This window comes from Roseateles sp. (genome assembly GCF_052436255.1).
Lineage (GTDB): Bacteria > Pseudomonadota > Gammaproteobacteria > Burkholderiales > Burkholderiaceae_C > Pelomonas.
Genome location: NZ_JBQVNP010000109.1, coordinates 1 through 17,203 on the forward strand (window position 1 = coordinate 1; position 17,203 = coordinate 17,203).

The window sequence follows — 17,203 nt, forward strand, 5'->3', positions numbered from 1 at the left end:
CGTCACGGCCGCCGAGCAGCTGCATCTCCTGGGCAATGATCTCGGTCGTGTAGACGTCCTTGCCTTCCTTGTCCTGCCACTTGCGGGTCTTCAGACGCCCTTCCACATAGAGCGGACGGCCCTTCTTGACGTATTCGCCGACGATCTCGGCCAGGCGGTCGTTGAAGACGACGCGGTGCCATTCGGTCTCTTCCTGGCGCTCGCCGGTCTCGCGGTTCTTCCAGTTGCGGGTCGTCGCCAGGCTGAGGGTGACCCAGGCGCCGCCGCTGGGGTTGTAGCGGACCTCGGGGTCTTTGCCGACGTTGCCGATGAGGATGACTTTGTTGACGCTGGCCATGACGCTCGCCTGAATTCGATGGGGAAGGGGCGAATTATGCCGAGGGGCCTGTCGCGCTTCGTCAGCAACACCCCGGAGACCGCATCCCGCACCCCGGGGCCCGCACTTCGTCTCCCCGCCCGCCGGGCGCCCGGCGGGCGTCCCTAAGATGAAGTCATGAACCTGCCCAGCCAGCCCCAAGGCAACCGCCACCGGAATGCGCGGATGTGGTTGGCCTATGCTGGTGGTTGCGCGCTGGCCTGGTGCCTGTTCGTGCTGGCGGGCAGCGAGTTTGACCGCGGGCTGGACCCGTTCTGGCTGGCGGTCTACCAGGCCACCACCATGCTGTGGGCGCCGATGCTGCTCGGCATCGCGGTGTGGCCGGTGGCGCGCCTGTTGCACGGCAGCGATGCCGGCCCGGCCGCCGCCGCGCTGGCGCATTGGATTGCGGCGCTGTCGTTCGCGGCGCTATGGCAGGCGGGTGAGTTCGCCGTCAATGCCGTGCTGTTCGGCGCCGACCACGCCAGCGCCGTGCTGCTGGCCGGGTTGCTGTGGCGCTCGGTGTGGGGCGTGGTGGTGTACGCCACCATCGCCACGGCCTTCACGGCCGTGCTGCAGGCGCGCGCGGCGCGCTCGGCGGCGGTGGCCACGGCGCAGGCGGAGAGCGCGCTGGCCAAGGCCGAGCTGTCGGCCATCAGCGGCAAGCTGAACCCGCATTTCCTGTTCAACACGCTGAACTCGCTGATCGCGCTGACCCGCAAGGACCCCGCCGCCGCGGAGGCCGCGCTGCTGAAGTTCGCGTCCATGTTGCGCTATGTACTCGACACCAAAAGGGGCGCCGAGGACCGGGTGATGCTGTCCGACGAGATCGACTTCCTGCGCGACTACCTCGCGCTCGAAGCTCTGCGCCTGGGCGCCCGCCTGCGCGTGGACTGGGAGCTGGAGGAACGCGTGCTGGCCGACGAGCTGCCGCCGCTGACATTGCAGCCGCTGGTGGAGAACTCCATCCTGCATGCCGTGGCCAACCGCAAGGGCGGCGGCCGCGTGACCATCAGCGCGCGCCGCAATGCGCTCAACCAGGGCCTGGACCTGGCCGTGGCCGACGACGGCCCGGGTTGCGAGCCCGAGGCGCTGGAGCCCAAGCCAGGCCAGCGCCGCGGCGTTGGCCTGGCAGCGCTGAAGAAGCGCTTTGCGCTGGACTACAACGGCCAGGCGCGCCTGCGCATTCACACCGCCCCCGGCGCGGGCTTCCGTGTCGACCTCTTCATTCCACAGACATGAACACGACCACCGTTCTCATCGCCGAAGACGAACCCCTGGCCGCCGAGGCGCTGGCCGACTGGGTCAAGGCCACGCCGGGCCTGCAGCTGGTCGCCGTTTGCGAAGACGGCGACGACGCGCTGGCCAAGATCCGCGCGCTCAAGCCCGGGCTGGTGCTGACCGACATCCAGATGCCCGGCCTGACGGGTTTGCAGGTGGTGCAGGCGTTGCAGGGCGATGCGCACCAGCCGCGCATCATCTTCACGACGGCGTACGACCAGCATGCGCTAACCGCCTTCGAGCTGCACGCGGTGGACTACCTGCTCAAGCCCTTCTCGCGCGAGCGCTTCGACGAGGCCGTGCAGCATGCGCTGCGCGATGCGGCACCCAGCACGGCAGAAGTGGCACAGGCTTTGGGCAGTGCGCACGACGCGCCGCTGACGCGGCTGCTGGTGCGCGACCAGGGCAAGATCTTTCCGCTGCAGGTCAGCGACATCGAGTGCCTGCGCTCGGACAACAAGTACACCGCCATCACCGCCAAGGGCCGCAGCTTCCTGGTGCGCCTGCCGATTGCCGATTTCGAGACGCGGCTGGATCCGACCCGCTTCCTGCGCGTGCAGCGCGGCTGCATCGTCAACCTGGATTTCGTCGACAGCCTGACGCCGGACGAGAACTCGCAGCTCGTCGTGCAATTGCGCGACGGCACGCGCATCACGGCCAACCGCGAGGTGTCGAAGATGCTCAGGGAGCAGTCGCTGTGAAGCGCATCAGCGCCCATGTCCTGACCTGGCTGCTGGTGGCAGCGGGCCTGGCCCAGGCCCAGCCCCAGCCCCAGCCCCAGCCGCACTCGCCGGCCCAGCCTCTGCCGCACCCGGCGCCGCACACGGTGCCGATGCCCGCCTTGCCGCCGGCGCCGGCCCTGCCCGCGCTGCCAGCGCCCCCGGCCCTGCCCGCCGAGCCTGGCCGCATCTATGCGCCCGGCCCCTTCGACAGGCTGGAGCTTGGCGGCGCGGCGCGTGACGTCCTGGTGCAGGGCGAGCGCGACCAGTGCTTCATCGCCGGCGACGAGGAGGTGCAGAAGAGCGTGGAGGTGGTGCTGCGCGGCAGCCAGCTCGTCATCCGCCCGGCCGGTGGCTGGAAGTTCTGGCACAACAGCAACAAGCTGTTCGTGCAGGTGGAGATGCGCGACCTCAGCCAGCTGACCATCTCGGGCGCCAGCAATGTGCATGCGCCGGGGCCGCTGCAGCTCGGCGTGTTCCGGCTGGACATCAGCGGCGCCGGCAGCGCGCGGCTGGACCAGCTGCAGGCGCGACAGCTCAACTTCGCCATCTCGGGCGCGGGCGACGGCCAGATCGGTGGCCGGGTGAAAGACATGACGCTGCGCATCTCCGGCAAGGGCAAGGTGGCGGCTGAACATTTGCAGGCGCAGCGCGCCCGCGTCAGCGTCAGCGGCATCGGCAATGTGCTGCTGTGGGTGACGGACGAACTCACCGCCAACATCTCCGGCGTCGGCTCGGTGGACTACTACGGCAGCCCCAACGTGCAGCGCTCGGTGTCGGGCATGGGCTCGATCAGCGCGCGCGGTGAGCGGCGGCCCTAGGCGCCACCCCGGATCGTGCCTACGGCGGGCTTGAGCGGCCCGAAGAATGGCATCGCCAGGCGGCAAGCAGCCCGCCCAGGGACATCAGCCACAGCGCAGACGGCTCCGGCACCGGGGCGAAGGACTCGGCCCAGTTCAGCCCCGTGGGCGACACGATCGTGAACAGCGTCAGGTCTGCCGGCACGTACAGGCCGCTGTTGGGGTCGAGCACCGAGATGGCGGAGACGCCGTTCCAGTACGAGGAGTGACCGAAATCCGCGGTCGCCGAGCCGGCGGCGCTGAAGCTGCACTGCAGGTCCGTGCCGCCGCAGTCGACCTTGCGGGTGTGCAGCGTGAGGCGCTCGATGAGCGTGAAGGCCGAACCCAGCGTGACGGTGGTCGTGATCTCGTGGATGCCCGAGTAGTACAGCGGCCCGCCGGCGACGGCGCTGACGTTGGCCACCGGGAAGCCGCCGGGAAAGTTCGGGTTGGATTTCGCTGTCCAGGTTCCCAGGAAGGAATTGATGTTGCTGCCCACGCCGAAGAAGAAGTCCACCGAGCCGTAGCCGCCGCCGGTCGGGTCGATCAGGCCTTGCAGCGTCACGCCCATCGTGACCTTGGCCTGCATGCCGTTGAAGCCGGCGGAGCTGATGGTGATGTCTTCCGAGTAGGCGGCATCGGCATGCGAGTCGCCGATGCTGTTGCCCGCCGAGCCGAAGCTGGAGGCATAGAGCTTGATGACGCCCAGCTGCACCGAGGCGTCGGCCGTGGCGCCGGCGCCGTTGCCGGCGGCGGCTGACGAGGAGCTGAACGCGCCGCTGTCGACGTCGACAAACGGCGGATCGGTCGACTTGCCCAGGGCGCTGGCCGACGTCCTGGCGATCGTCGATGCCGCGGTGGCCGCGAAGGCGCAGCCGAGGGCGGTGAGGCCCACCAGGAGATGACGGAAGTTCATGGAGCCACTCCTTGACGGCCCGGCGAACGCCGGGCTCAGGGCGTTCTACGCCGCTGCGGCAAGAGGGTCAATCGATGCGGGCCGGCTCCCCCTAGGACGTCCGGCTACGTGTTGATGATGAAACGCCGTGCCCAGCGCCGCGCTGGGCTGTCCCTAAACTCCCGGCCACATTGCAGGGAGGACCATCATGGTCGCGTGGAAGAAGGCCGTCATGGCCCTGGTCGGCGTGGGCGTCCTGGCGGGCGCGGGTTGGTGGGCCTGGCAGAAGCAGTCGGAGCCCAGCCTGCCGAGCAGCGCCGAGATCGGCGGCGAGCAGGCGGCCTTCGCGCTGTTGGACTGCAAGGCGCGCCTGTTCGACGGCTCGCCGGCCATCGCGCTGAGCTTCACGCAGCCGCTGGCGCCCAGGCAGGACTTCGGCGCCCTCGTCACCGCGCAGGAAGGCGCCGCGCCCATGGTGGAAGGCGACAAGAAGACGCTGCCGCCAGCAGCCAGCTTCAAGCCCCTGCCCGCCCGCTGGGTGCTGGGCGACAACCCGCGCGTGCTCTACCTGCCCTTCGTCACGCCGGGTCGTAGCTTCAAGTTCAGCTTCAACGCCGAGCTGGCCGCGCGCGGTGGCGCCAAGCTGGCGACCGCGCAGGCCTGCGACGCAGTGAGCGAGGCCATGCCCGACAGCTACTACTTCGCCAGCCGCGGCCTGGTGCTGCCGGCCGGCCAGAACGGCGGGTTGCCGGTGGTGACCATCAATACGCCGGAAGTGGATGTGCAGTTCCTGCGCATCAAGCCGGCCTCGCTGCCGGCCTTCCTGGAGCAGGTGGGCGGCCGGCGCGAGCGCGGCAACGTCGACACCGGTGAAGAAGACGGCGAGGGCGCCTACTACGACGGCTACGGTGACAACCAGCGGCGGCTCAAGGGCACCGTCGGTGGCTGGGCGCTGGATGAGCTGCGCGCGATGAGCGACAGCGTCTACCTCGGCCGCTTCACGACCGACGCGCGGCCCAACCGGCGCAACGTCAGTTTTCTGCCCGTGGAGGGCATCAAGGAGCTGCAGGAACCGGGGATCTACGTGGTCGTCATGAACCAGCCGGGCCGCTTCGGCTGGGACTACCAGGTGACGCACTACTACGTCACCGACATCGGTCTGCACCTGCGCCGGCATGCGGCCCAGATCGACGTATTCGCCACCTCGCTGAAGAGCGGCGGCGCGCTGTCGGGCGTGGAGATGAGCCTCGTCGACGAGAACGGCAAGGCCATTGCGCAGGTGCAGACGGATGGCGACGGCCATGCGGTGTTCACCGGCAAGACGGACCAGGCACGCGCGGTGCTGGCGCGGCGGGGCGACAAGGAGATGTCGGTGCTGTCGCTGCGCGACGCGGCGCTGGACCGCAGCGAGTTGGAGGCCACCGGCCACCCGGCGCGCAGCAACAAGCTGTTCGTCTACGCGGGCCGCGACCTGTACCGGCCGGGCGAGAGCTTCCAGCTGTCGGTGCTGGCGCGCGATGCCGATGGCAAGCCTTTCCCGAAGCCGCTGCCCGTCACGTTGACGGTGAAGAAGCCCGATGGCAGCAAGCTCGTCGAGCAACTCGTCCAACCGGGCAAGAGCGGTGGGGGCTACTACCCACAGAGCATCACGCTGCCTGCCGACGCGCCCACTGGCGGCTGGACCGTGCAGGCCCGCATCGACCCTGGCGCCAAGACGCCGGATGCGCAATGGGCCTTCAAGGTCGAGGAGTTCCTGCCCGAGCGCATGAAGCTCACGCTGACCGCGCCCGAGGCGACGCTGAGCGGCAGCGGGGGCGTGACGGTGGATGTGCAGGGCGACTACCTGTACGGCGCCCCCGCCGCGGGCAACCGCCTGCAGGGCAGCGCCTACACCGAGCGCCTGGTGATGCCGCTGCCGGCCAAGCTGCCCGGCTTCGTCTTCGGCGACCTGGCCGACGACAAGGCGCGCAACCGGCAGGACCTGGAAGAGCAGGAACTCGACGCCGACGGCAAGGCCAGCGTGGACGTGGCGACAGCCTTCGGCGAGCGCAAGTCGCCGATGCGCCTGCGCGCGGCCTTCAGCCTGCTGGAGTCGGGCGGCCGGCCGGTCGTGCGCACGCTGGAGCGCACCTGGTGGCCGGCGCCGGTGCTCATCGGTGCACGGCCGCTGTTCGACCGCAACGTGTCACCCGAGAACGGCCTGGCGGAGTTCGAGCTGGTGCGCGTGGATGCGGCCGGCGGCTTCAAGCCGGCCCAACAGGTGCAGCTCAAGTTGATCTACGAGGAACGCCAGTGGTATTGGCGTTATGACGATGGGCGCGGCTGGCATTCGGGGTTCAACGTGACGGAAGAACTGGTGGAGGCGCGCACGCTGGCGCTGATCCAGCGCACCAAGGTCGCGCTGCCCGTGCGCTGGGGCCGCTACCGCCTGGAGGTGAGCGACCCCGACACCGGGCTGGCGTTGCGCTACGGCTTCTACGCCGGCTATGGCGCGCAGGACGCCGACGACATCGGCAACCGGCCCGACCGCGTGCAGCTGCAGCTCAAGGGCGCGCCCTTCAAGCCGGGCGATGTGGCCAAGCTGGCCATCAAGCCGCCGCATGACGGCGAGGCCATCGTCACCGTCGAGGGCGACCGCGTGCTGTGGACCAAGCGCATCGGCGTGAAGACCGGCGGCACGGACATCGAGATCCCGGTCGATGCGGGCTGGGCGCGGCATGACCTCTACATCACGGTGGCCGCCTTCCGCCCTGGCAGCGAGGGCGACCGCGTGACGCCCGCTCGCGCGCTGGGCCTGGTGCACCTGCCGCTGACGCGCGAGGACCGCAAGCCCAAGGTGGCGCTTGCGGTGCCGGCCAAGACGCAGCCGTCCGTGCCGCTGCCTGTCAGCGTCAAGGTGCCGGCATTGGCCGGCAAGGCGGCCATCGTCACCGTGAGTGCGGTGGACGTCGGCATCCTCAACATCACCAACTACAAGACGCCCGACCCGCAGGACTTCTTCTTCGGCAAGCACCGCTACGGTGCCGACATGCTGGACCTGTATGGCCGCCTGATCGAGAAGATGGAAGGCAACCCCGCCAAGCAGCGCTTTGGCGGCGACGCCGGCAAGCGCGACACGCAGAGCATGCCGCGCAAGGTGTTGCTGGTGGACCTGTTCAGCGGCCCCGTGCAGCTGGACGCCAAGGGCGAGGCGACGATCCAGCTTAAGCTGCCGGATTTCAACGGAACGCTGCGGGTGATGGCCGTGGTGAGCAGCGCCGACAGCTACGGCTCTGCGCAGGCTGAGGTGGTCGTCGCAGCGCCGCTGGTGGCCGAGCTGAACATGCCGCGCTTCGTGTCGCCCGGCGACAAGGCGACCATTGCGCTGGACGTGACCAACCTCAGCGGTGCGCCGCAGGACGTCCAGGTGTCGCTCACGTCGACAGGGCCCGTGCGCATCACCGGCAGCGCCGAGCCCATCAAGCTGGCCGACAAGCAGCGCCAGGTCCTGCGCTTCCAGGCCGAGGCGCTGGATGCGTATGGACTGGCGCCGATTGAAGTGAAGGTGAGCGCGGGGCCGCTGAGCCTGAGGCGCGAGGCCGCACTGCAGGTCCAGCCCGCGACGCCGCTGGTGCGCGAGAGCCGCCGCATCCGCCTGGAGCCGGGTGCGACGCAGGCGCTGGACAGGGCGCTGCTCGACGCCTTCTGGGCCGGCTCGGCCAGCGTGGCCCTGAGCCTGTCCAACACGCCGCCCATCGATATCAAGGATCAGGTGCGCGGCCTGCTGACCTATCCCTACGGCTGCCTGGAGCAGACGACGTCCAGCGCCTACCCGCTGCTTTTCATCGACGACGAGGCCGCCAGACGCTGGGGCCTGACGCCCGTGCCGCGTGAGGAGCGCGCCAAGCGGCTGGACGGCGCCTTCGCCCGCATCGCCAGCATGCAGCAACCGCGCGGCGGCTACGGGCTGTGGGCCGCCAGCGGGGCTTACGAGGGCTGGTTGAGCGCCTATGTGACAGGCTTCCTTCAGGACGCGCGCGATGCCGGCTTCGTGGTCCCCGAGGCCATGCTCAAGCGCTCCATGGACAACCTGCTGGAGCAGTTCCAGCGCAGCCCCGCGCAACAGACCACGCCAGCCAAGTCGCCCCGGCGCGATGAGAAGGGCCGCATTGCCGACTGGCGCGACGCCGAGACGCTGCGCCTGGCCCACCAGCGCTTCGCCGAAGCCGCGCACGCCGGCTACATCCTGGCCCGCGAGCAGAAGGCGCCGCTGGCGACGCTGCGCACGCTGCACGACCAATACCGCGGCCAGGCGCTGTCACCGTTGCCGCTGGTGCAGCTCAGCCTGGCGCTCAAGCTGATGGGCGACGAGAACCGCGCCAAAGCGGCCCTCGACGACGCGATGCAGCGGCCCTATGGCTACCAGCCCGACGACCCCAGCAACTACTGGAGCCAATGGCTGGGCGACTACGGCTCACGCGTGCGCGACCGGGCGCTGGCCTATGCGCTGCTGCTGCGCCACCAGGTCGCGCACGACAAGCGCGAGAACCTGCTGTTCGACCTGTCCGAGGACTTCGGCCGCCGCAACTACTACTCGACGCAGGAGCGGCTGTCGTTGTTCCTGGCTGTACAGGCCGCGACCAATGGCGCGGGCAAGGACGATGGCTGGAAGGCGGCGTTGACGGTGGGTGCAAAGGCAGACGCCTGGACCGGCAGCGGCGTGGGCCAGCAGAGCTTTGCGCTGGCCCAGCTCAAGTCGGGCATTGCGCTGAAGAACGACGGCGCGGCGCCGCTCTATCTCGACGTGACGGCCCAGGGCTACCCGACCAAGCCGCTGCCGCCGACAAGCGACCGCATCTCGGTCGAACGCGCGATGTTCACGACCGACGGCAAGCCGGTGATGGCGAAGCAGTTCACGACGGGCGAGATGTTCGTCGTCCGCCTGCGCGTGAAGGCCGCGCAATCCATCAAGGACGGCTTGGTCGTCGACCGCATCCCTGCCGGCTTCGAGATCGAGAACCTGAACCTGAGCCAGGGACCGAAGGCCGGTGAGTTCACGGTGGACGGGGTCAACATCGCCCAGGCCAATGCGAACGAGCGCATCGTGCATACGGAGTATCGGGATGACCGGTTTGTGGCGGCAGCTCAGCTGGGGCAGCCGTTGGATCTGTTCTATCTGGTGCGCGCGGTGACGCCGGGCAGGTACGTGGTGCCGGCGACGTTTGCGGAGGACATGTATCGGCCGGAGGTGAGGGGGATCGGGAAGGCGGAGGGGGAGATCACGGTGGTGGACAAGCGATGAGCTTTTCGCCCCTGAAGTGCGGGGCCATCGCCCTCGGCCTGCTCATGGCGGCCACCACGGCGCGAGCGGCCATCGACTGCAAGCCCGACGCCCGCCTGGACGTCACTGCCTTGCCCGCTCAACGCATCGTCGTCATTGGTGAGCGCACCCATGGCACCCAGCAGGCGCCGGCGCTGCTGTCAGGCTTGCTCTGCGGTTTCGCGCGGGCAGGCCAGCCCGTCATCCTGGCCTGGGAAGCCTCGCGCGATGCCCAGCCGGCACTCAATGCCTTTCTCGACTCAGCGGGCAGCGCCGCAGACAGGGAACGCCTGGCCGAGGCGGCCATGCGCGACCCCTCGGGCCGAACCAGCCTGGCCATGCTCGACATGCTGGATAGCGCCCGCCGCCTGCGCCAGGCCGGCGCACGGGTGGGCGTGGTCATGGTGGACAACGCCGAGAGTGATGTGCTGGAGCCGCTCTACCCCGCGGAGGACAGGTACGCGCTGTGGTCCCAGGCGCGCCGTCAGGCCCTGATGGCCCAGGCGGTGCTCGCGCGGCAGCAGCAGTACCCGAACCACCGCCTGCTGTTCTTCACCTCCCACGCCGGCCGCACCGGCGGCGAACTGGGCGCCGGCTACGAGTCGGCCACGCTGCTGCTGTCCCGCTTGACGCCCGTGCACGTGGTGGGCCTGACCGACGAGGGTGGCGAGGCCTGGTCCTGCCGGGGCCCGACCCTGCCCGAAGCGGTCTGCAAGGCCTACCCGTCTCGCGCCGGCCGGCGGCTCATGGATGCGGATGAGACTTTGAACCTGGGTCCAGTGACGGCCTCGCCGCCGGCGTCGCGCAATCCGGTGCCGATCTATGTGGCGCCCCCCGCTTCCCGATGACAAGCGCGGTAGGTTGGGGTGAACGCAGTGAACCCCAACGGTTCTGACCGCCAAGCATGCGTTGGGGTTCGCGTTGCTCACCCCAACCTACCGAGCTTGCGTGCGGAGCCCTGATTCCTTACGATTCAGAGATTCGAAAGGATTCGCCATGGCCGACGCCACCCTCACCGCCAAAGGCCAGACCACCATCCCCAAGGAAATCCGCGAGCGCCTGGGCCTGGAGGCAGGTGACAAGCTCGTGTTCACCGCGCTCAGCGATGGCACCGTCGTCATGCGCGCCAAGACGCGCAGCCTGCTTGACCTCGCCGGCAGCCTGACGCGACCCGGCCAACCGACGGTCGCTGTGGACGAGATGAAGCCCTTTCGCGCCTGACGCGGAGACACCCCTTTGAGCATCGCTATCGACACCAACGTCCTCGTACGCCTGCTGGTGCGCGACGACGTGGGCCAGTTCAACGCAGCCAAGCGTCTTGTCGAGAAGGCTGAGGCAGCCGGTGAACCGCTGTTGATCGTGCTCGGCGCTCTGCTTGAAACCGAATGGGTGCTGCGCAGCCGCTACAAGCTCGCCAAGGCCGCGATTGCTGCGGCATTTGCTCAGTTGTTGGAAAGTGATGGCGTCACCTTCGAGCATGAGCCCACCGTCGAGGAGGCGCTCTACATCTGGACCCAGCACCCGAGCGCCGACTTTGCCGATTGCCTGCTCAATGCCCGCGCGGCCCAGATGGGGCGGACGAGATTCATTACCTTCGATGCCGGCGCCGCGAAGCTGCCGCGCGGCGAGTTGTTGGCGTGAGAGCGGGAGAGTCGCTGCCGCCGCAGCCGGCCGCCCCATTGCCAGGTGCCCAGGCCAAGCGTCGGGTGGTTGCGCCTTTAGGATTGATTGACGCGGCTGACATCGTTGATCCTGCTGCTGGGCCTCGTTGCTTCAGCATCGGCGGCCCCGCTGCCCCCCACCGCCCGTGCCGAGGTCGACACCCTGCTGACCCGCCTGCAATCGTCCGGCTGCGAGTTCAACCGCAACGGCAGCTGGCATGCCGGCGCCGAAGCCAAGGTGCATCTGCTGGAGAAGCTGGACCACCTCGAACGCAAGGGCCTCGCGCAGCGCGTTAGGTTGGCGTGAACGCAGTGAACCCCAACGGTTCTGACCGCCAAGCATGCGTTGGGGTTCGCGTGGCTCACCCAACCTACCGAGCCGAAGCGACCAAAATCGGCAGCACCATTCCTGGACCCATGCACCGTGCTTCTCACCCCGTTGACCTACCTTCAGCCGCTCGGCGCCACTGATGCCCACCACGGCGCGTCTTGCGAGTTCCTCGCATGACCGCCATCCGCCAGGCGGTGCCCGCCGATATCCCGGCGGTCGCCGCGCTGTTCGACCTCTACCGGCAGTTCTACGAGCAGGCGCCCGACCTGCCGCTGGCGCATGGCTTCATCGCGCAACGGGTGGTCCAGCGCGAGTCGGTCATCCTTGTTGCCGACGATGGCGCCGCCGGGCTGCTGGGCTTCTGCCAGCTTTACCCGACGTTCTGCTCCGTGCAGGCCCGGCCCATCTACACGCTCTACGACCTGTTCGTGCTGCCGGCCGCGCGCAAGGCCGGTGTCGGCCGGCTGCTGCTGCTGGCGGCCGAGGCGCGGGCCGTGGCCGATGGCAAGTCGCGCATGGACCTGACCACAGCCCGCAGCAACCGCGCCGCCCAGTCGCTCTACGAGTCCTTGGGCTGGGCGCGCGACGAGGTCTTTCTCGCCTACAGCCGCCAGGTGGCCAGCGCATGAATGCTCCGTTCCCGTTGACCCGCAGGCTGGCACTGACGCTGGCTCTGGGCGCGAGCTGTGTCGCTGCGGCCGCACCGCTGCCGCCCGCCGCCCGCGCCGAGGTCGGCGCGCTGCTGACGCGCCTGCAGGCCTCGGGCTGCGAGTTCAACCGCAATGGCAGCTGGCATGCCGGCGCCGAAGCCCGGGCGCATCTGCTGAAGAAGCTGGACTACCTCGAAGGCAAGGGCCTCGTGCAGACGGCCGAGCAGTTCATCGAGCGCGGCGCATCGGCCAGCAGCATGAGCGGCAAGCCCTACCTTGTGCGCTGCGCGGGCAAGGTGCCGGTGGAGAGTGCCAAGTGGCTGACGGCGGAACTGCTGCAGATGCGTGCCGCACGTGCGGCGTCTGCGCCCCGGTAGCTCGTGGTTCGTCGATAGTGATGGCCTTCACCACGGATTCAAAACCGCCACCTTGGCGTGCTCGAACTCCGAGACGTCCCGTGTCACGACGGTGAGCCCGTGATGTGCCGCAGTAGCGGCGATGATCAAGTCGGGTTGGGAGAAGGTGTGCCCGGCCTTGCGTCCCGTGTCCACAAGCAGGCGCCACACCAGCATCACGTCTTCTGACACCGGCAGCACACGGTGCTCAAACATCGGCCTCACCTTGTGCGTGAGCCAGGCGCCCAGCTCGGCACGGCGGCCGGCATCGGGGACGCGCTCGATGCCGAAGCGGATCTCCGCCAGCGTCACCGTACTGATGTACAGGTTCTCCAGCGCTTGCGAGGCGACGAACGCCAGCACACGCGCCTCAGGGCGGGGTTTGCGCAACTCGGAGATGACGTTGGTGTCCAGCAGGTAGCCCGTCACAGCTCCACATCCCTCACCGGCATCGGCGACCGCGTCACGTCGAGTTCGATGTCGCGCCACGGCGACGCCTGCAAGGCGTCGATCAGGTCGCGCCCGGTGCGTTCGCCGTTCAGGCGGCGAAAGTCTTCCAAAGTGATGACCACCACCTCATCCCGGCCATGCACGGTGACGTGCTGGGGCCCGTCACTGTGGACACGGCGGACCAGCTCACTGAAGCGGGCCTTGGCGTCCTGCAGCACCCAATGCCTCGTGCCGCTCGGTCGTTCAGGTTTGGCTTGGCTCATCAGCTGCTCTTTTCTGGTCAGGTTGACCAGAATATCATGCCGAAGCAGAAAGCTCAATCCGCGCGACGCGCGCGGGCAGCCCAAAGAAGAAGGGCGGTCGAAGCCGCCCTCTTTCAGTCAGGCAGCGCGTCGCCGCCGCGCTGCCGCCAACAGCAGCAACCCCGCCCCCGCCAGCGCGAAGCTGCCAGGCTCAGGCACGGCGCTGATGTTGTCGAGCGCGAAGCCGCCCGTGGCTGAGAAGCTGACCGAGGTCAGGTTGGCCCAGGCGCTGTCGAACATCACGCTGCCCGCCGCGCCGGCGAGGTCGAAGCTGCGCGACGCAACCTCCACGCCACCCATCAGCCCGGCCACGACCAGCGTGCCGGGGCCGAAGCCCAGGTCATAGGCCGCGATGTCGAGCGACGCCAACGTGAAGGCGCCGCCGCCCAGCACGCTGAGCGTGAAGGGCGTGGTGTCAAAGCCGCCGACCAACGCGTTGTCAATGGTCAGGAAGCTGGTGGCGGGCCCGGTGATGACGAAGCCGGCTTCCACATAGGTGGCCACGCCGGTGGCATCGTCGATGGCGATGACGCCGGGGTCGTTGAAGGTGACGAGGCCGGCATGGGCCGCTCCGCCGCTGAACAAGGCCGCGGCCGCGAGGGCCAGGGCGCTGATGTGTCGTTTCATAGCTCGGTACTCCTGAAATGGGGTGATCAACGCGCGCCAGGGTTGGGCGTGTTGAGGTAGGGGAAGCCCGGCAGCAGCGGTACGACGGCCTGGTCGACGGCGTCGTGCAGTTCCAGCGACGTGGCGCCCAGCGGCACCACCGCGCGCGTGCAGGCCGGTCCGAACAGGGCGCCGCCGTTGTTCAGCCAGCACAGGCCGCCCATGACGGCGGCGAGCGACACGTCGACGACGTCGTCCTTGGGCCGGCGGCCGTTCGGAAAGCCGGCCAGGTCGGGCGGGCTGTCGCCGTCACGCAGCGTGCCGACGATGCCCAGCCGGTTCTGCATCGCGAAGGGTCGCGGCGCAATGGCCGTGTTCAGGCGCAGCATCTCCGAACCCACCACGTTGGCCGGCTGGTTCACGCCCGGGATGCCGGTCAGGAAGGTGGTGACCAGGTCGCCGCGCGGCAGGTTGGTCGGCGCCGCGTTGCCGATGGGCAGCACCGCCGACAGCAGCGCCGGCAGTGTGGGATTGGTCACGTAGGTGGCGAACTGCGCATCGCCCGACGGCACCGAGGCGTTGAACTTGTCCTTGTCGGGCAGGCCGATGACGACCTCATTGACGAGTGGATGGCCCAGGCGCGAGACCTGCACCCAGCCGCCGCCGGTGCGCGCGGCGGTGTCGTAGCCGCTGGGCGGCGCGGCGTTGAGGATCTGGCTCTGGCGCACGCTGGCGGTCGTCCAGGCGCCGATGACGGTCTCGCTGCCTTGTGTCAGGCAGCTCTTGTGCACCTCCAGCGCCAGCGACGTGACGTTCTTGTCCTGAATGGAGTTGGCCGCCGCGGCGTTGATGGTGGCGCGGTCGACCAGCACGGCCACCGGGGCGTTGACGAGGTCGAAGATGGCGCCCAGGTTGACCGCGAAGGCCTCCTGGCGCTGGCCGACGAAGACCTTGGCGGGCATCGCGCAGCCGGGCAGGCTGACGCTGTAGATGTGCTGGGCCGCATAGGCCGGATAGTCGGCGATCGTCTTGGTGCCGATGTTGTCCACCGGCTTGTCGAACTGCGTGCCGCCCGCCGGGTTGGCCACCGGCGTGGCGGTGCCGCTGCGGCGGTCGCCGCGCACGAGGGTCAGGCTGAACTTCTCGTTGACGTTGAGCGTGGCGGCATTGGGCGAACTGACCGCGCCGGCCTGCGTCAGCGGGATGGGCACCATCTGGTTGCCGATCGGCAGGGCAATGCTCTTGAGCGTGTTGCTGAACTTGAACTGGAAGGTCAGGTCTTCCTTCGCGTCGCCGTTGTTGTCGACGTGGATCTCGTAGATGGCGTTCGCGTCGAGCTTGAAATAGTTGGGGCCGCCGTAGGCATCCTGCAGCGGCAGGTAGTTGGCGATCAGCGTCACATAGCCGGATCTGCCGCCGCTGCCGTTCGCCGCCACACCCTCGTAGCTGTTGAACAGATAGAAGTCGGTCGCGTCGACGCGGGGCATGCCGGCGATGGACGGCGCCTCGCGGTGGCTGGAGGCCTGGGCCGGCAAGGTGGCCAGGCTGGCGAGCACGGCCGCAGTGATGAGCGCGACAGTGGGCGCGCGGGCGGGACGATTCATGAAAGCTCCTGGTGACTGGTTGGGCCGATGCCGCAATCAGCTGGAGACAACCAGCGCTGCGGCCTTGTCTGTACGCAGCGCAGCCGACCTGGATGCAGGCGGTCGGGTGCCAAGCTAGGGGGCTGCAGCGCTCGGCTATCGTCATAGGCATGCCGCTGCGCCAGTCCCGCCGCCCCGTTGAGCTCGCCTTCGCCGGCCTGCTCGCGGCCGTACTGGCCGTGGACCGGGCCTGCCCGCTGCCCGAGCCCACGGCGGACTCGCCGACGCTGACCGTGCTGGCCGCCGACGGCACGCCGCTGCGCAGCTGGCCCGGCGCCGACGGTGCGCAGCGCCACCCGACAACGCCCGAGGCCGTGTCGCCCCTTTATATGCAGGCCCTGCTGCAGTACGAGGACCGCTGGTACCACTGGCACCCCGGCGTCAATCCGGCGGCGCTGGTGCGCGCGGCCTGGCAGTGGGCGCGGCACGGACGCATCGTGTCGGGCGGGTCGACGTTGACCATGCAGGTCGCGCGCCTGGTCGACGAGCGGGCCGCGGGCCGAAGCGTCCGCGCCAAGCTGCGCCAGATCGCGCGGGCGCTGCAGCTCGAACTGCACCTGAGCAAGCGCGAGATCCTGGCGCTCTACCTCAACCTCGCGCCCATGGGCGGGCCGCTGCAGGGGGTGGAGACCGCCAGCCGCGCCTACCTCGGCAAGGGCGCGGCCGACCTCTCCAGGGCCGAGGCCGCGCTGCTGGTCGCGCTGCCGCAGTCGCCCACCCGCCTGCGCCCCGACCGCGCCGTGCAGGCGGCCCAGCAGGCGCGCGACAAGGTGCTGGCGCGCATGCAGGCGCTGGGTGTGTGGAGCGCTGCGGACGTCGCCGATGCCCGGCTGGAGCGTGTCTTCGCGCCGCCGCTGCGCGCGCGCTGGCTGGCGCCGCTGGCCGCCGAGCGCCTGCGCCAGGACGCCAGACGCAGCGGTCGTGCGCAGGCCGTCATCCAGACGACGCTGGACGCCGGCCTGCAGGCGCGCCTGGAACAGCTGCTGACCGACCGGCTCAACAGCCTGCCCGACGCCGTCTCGCTGGCCGCGCTGGTGGTGGACAACCGGTCACTCGAAGTGCGCGGCTATGTCGGCTCGGCCGACTTCAGCGACGCGCGCCGCGGCGCCCATGTGGACATGGTGCGCGCCAAGCGCTCGCCGGGGTCGACGCTCAAGCCCTTCCTGTACGGCATGGCGCTGGACGAAGGGCTGATCCATTCCGAGAGCCTGCTCATCGACGCACCGCAGAACTTCGGCGGCTATGCGCCGGGCAACTTCCAGGCCGACTTCACCGGCCCGGTCGGCGTGGCCGAGGCGCTGCAGCGTTCGCTGAACGTGCCGGCCGTGGACCTGCTGGAGCGGCTGGGCCCGGAGCGCTTTGCCGGCCGGCTGCGCCATGCCGGCCTGCGGCTGCGCATGCCGGCCAACGCGGCGCCCAACCTCAGCCTCGTCCTTGGTGGCGGCAGCACGTCGCTGGAGGAACTGCTCGGCGCCTACACGGCACTGGCGCGCGGCGGCGTCGCGGGGCGACCGCGCCTGACCCGCGACGCGCCGCCGCAGGAGGCGCGGCTGATGAGCGAGGGCGCCGCCTACATCGTGCGCGAGATCCTGGAGAACGGCGGCCGGCCGGGCAGCCCCTTTCGCGAAAGCGCGCAGCGCGTGGCGTGGAAAACCGGCACGTCCTTCGGCTTCCGCGACGCCTGGGCGCTGGGCGTGACCGACCGCTACACCTTCGGCGTCTGGATCGGCCGGCCCGACGGCACGCCCAACCCCGGCCATTTCGGCGCCAACGCCGC

17 protein-coding genes are annotated in these 17,203 nt (G+C 69.4%); 11 read left to right on the forward strand and 6 right to left on the reverse strand.

Annotated elements, in window-relative coordinates; genetic code table 11:
- On the reverse strand, positions 1 to 337 hold a 337-nt coding region (ssb, locus tag ACT6S0_RS19995), incomplete at its 3' end, for a single-stranded DNA-binding protein (protein ID WP_444765539.1).
- A gap of 156 nt (positions 338 to 493) precedes the next feature.
- On the opposite strand from ssb, the gene ACT6S0_RS20000 reads away from it, so the two are divergent.
- The 3 genes from ACT6S0_RS20000 to ACT6S0_RS20010 are packed head-to-tail and all read left to right on the forward strand — an operon-like array spanning position 494 to position 3,176.
- Complete coding sequence (locus ACT6S0_RS20000; protein WP_444765540.1) at positions 494 to 1,597, forward strand: sensor histidine kinase; 1,104 nt, start codon at positions 494 to 496, stop codon at positions 1,595 to 1,597.
- Entirely contained in the window at positions 1,594 to 2,337 is a 744-nt protein-coding gene (locus ACT6S0_RS20005; RefSeq protein WP_444765541.1) for a LytR/AlgR family response regulator transcription factor, read from the forward strand. Before ACT6S0_RS20000 ends, ACT6S0_RS20005 begins: the two co-directional genes overlap by 4 nt.
- Positions 2,334 to 3,176 (forward strand): head GIN domain-containing protein, encoded by an 843-nt coding sequence (locus tag ACT6S0_RS20010; protein ID WP_444765542.1) that lies wholly within the window; start codon positions 2,334 to 2,336, stop codon positions 3,174 to 3,176. Before ACT6S0_RS20005 ends, ACT6S0_RS20010 begins: the two co-directional genes overlap by 4 nt.
- A 19-nt stretch (positions 3,177 to 3,195) precedes the next feature.
- Here ACT6S0_RS20010 and ACT6S0_RS20015 read toward each other — a convergent pair whose 3' ends face one another.
- On the reverse strand, positions 3,196 to 4,110 hold the full coding sequence (locus ACT6S0_RS20015) for a PEP-CTERM sorting domain-containing protein (RefSeq protein ID WP_444765543.1): 915 nt from the start codon (positions 4,108 to 4,110) through the stop codon (positions 3,196 to 3,198).
- Between the two features lie 187 nt (positions 4,111 to 4,297).
- Here ACT6S0_RS20015 and ACT6S0_RS20020 point away from each other — a divergent pair, with 187 nt between their 5' ends.
- The 7 genes from ACT6S0_RS20020 (at position 4,298) to ACT6S0_RS20050 (ending at position 12,407) form a co-directional block, all read left to right on the forward strand.
- The gene (locus ACT6S0_RS20020) at positions 4,298 to 9,370 is read left to right on the forward strand and encodes an alpha-2-macroglobulin family protein (protein ID WP_444765544.1); all 5,073 of its coding nucleotides are present in this window, start codon (positions 4,298 to 4,300) and stop codon (positions 9,368 to 9,370) included.
- Positions 9,367 to 10,236, forward strand: a complete 870-nt coding sequence (locus ACT6S0_RS20025; RefSeq protein WP_444765545.1) for a hypothetical protein — start codon at positions 9,367 to 9,369, stop codon at positions 10,234 to 10,236. Before ACT6S0_RS20020 ends, ACT6S0_RS20025 begins: the two co-directional genes overlap by 4 nt.
- A 148-nt stretch (positions 10,237 to 10,384) precedes the next feature.
- Positions 10,385 to 10,609 carry an AbrB/MazE/SpoVT family DNA-binding domain-containing protein gene (locus tag ACT6S0_RS20030; protein WP_444765546.1) on the forward strand — a complete coding sequence of 75 codons (225 nt, stop codon included), beginning with the start codon at positions 10,385 to 10,387 and terminating at the stop codon, positions 10,607 to 10,609.
- 15 nt (positions 10,610 to 10,624) lie between these two features.
- Positions 10,625 to 11,029, forward strand: a complete 405-nt coding sequence (locus ACT6S0_RS20035) for a PIN domain-containing protein (RefSeq protein WP_444765547.1) — start codon at positions 10,625 to 10,627, stop codon at positions 11,027 to 11,029.
- Between the two features lie 87 nt (positions 11,030 to 11,116).
- Positions 11,117 to 11,356: a DUF5329 family protein gene (locus ACT6S0_RS20040; RefSeq protein ID WP_444765548.1), complete on the forward strand. Its 240-nt coding sequence runs from the start codon at positions 11,117 to 11,119 to the stop codon at positions 11,354 to 11,356.
- 197 nt (positions 11,357 to 11,553) lie between these two features.
- Positions 11,554 to 12,009 carry a GNAT family N-acetyltransferase gene (locus tag ACT6S0_RS20045; RefSeq protein WP_444765549.1) on the forward strand — a complete coding sequence of 152 codons (456 nt, stop codon included), beginning with the start codon at positions 11,554 to 11,556 and terminating at the stop codon, positions 12,007 to 12,009.
- Positions 12,006 to 12,407 carry a DUF5329 domain-containing protein gene (locus ACT6S0_RS20050; protein WP_444765550.1) on the forward strand — a complete coding sequence of 134 codons (402 nt, stop codon included), beginning with the start codon at positions 12,006 to 12,008 and terminating at the stop codon, positions 12,405 to 12,407. Before ACT6S0_RS20045 ends, ACT6S0_RS20050 begins: the two co-directional genes overlap by 4 nt.
- 27 nt (positions 12,408 to 12,434) lie before the next feature.
- On the opposite strand, the gene ACT6S0_RS20055 is transcribed toward ACT6S0_RS20050, so the two are convergent.
- The 4 genes from ACT6S0_RS20055 to ACT6S0_RS20070 form a co-directional block, all read right to left on the reverse strand.
- Entirely contained in the window at positions 12,435 to 12,854 is a 420-nt protein-coding gene (locus ACT6S0_RS20055) for a type II toxin-antitoxin system VapC family toxin (protein WP_444765551.1), read from the reverse strand.
- Complete coding sequence (locus ACT6S0_RS20060) at positions 12,851 to 13,138, reverse strand: type II toxin-antitoxin system Phd/YefM family antitoxin (protein ID WP_444765552.1); 288 nt, start codon at positions 13,136 to 13,138, stop codon at positions 12,851 to 12,853. Before ACT6S0_RS20060 ends, ACT6S0_RS20055 begins: the two co-directional genes overlap by 4 nt.
- A gap of 117 nt (positions 13,139 to 13,255) precedes the next feature.
- A complete protein-coding gene (locus ACT6S0_RS20065) occupies positions 13,256 to 13,804 on the reverse strand; it encodes a PEP-CTERM sorting domain-containing protein (RefSeq protein WP_444765553.1) in 549 nt (182 codons plus the stop codon).
- Positions 13,805 to 13,830: 26 nt separating this feature from the next.
- Positions 13,831 to 15,387, reverse strand: a complete 1,557-nt coding sequence (locus ACT6S0_RS20070) for a DUF4331 domain-containing protein (RefSeq protein ID WP_444765554.1) — start codon at positions 15,385 to 15,387, stop codon at positions 13,831 to 13,833.
- A 149-nt stretch (positions 15,388 to 15,536) separates the two neighbouring features.
- Here ACT6S0_RS20070 and pbpC point away from each other — a divergent pair.
- On the forward strand, positions 15,537 to 17,203 hold a 1,667-nt coding region (gene pbpC / locus ACT6S0_RS20075; RefSeq protein ID WP_444765555.1), incomplete at its 3' end, for a penicillin-binding protein 1C.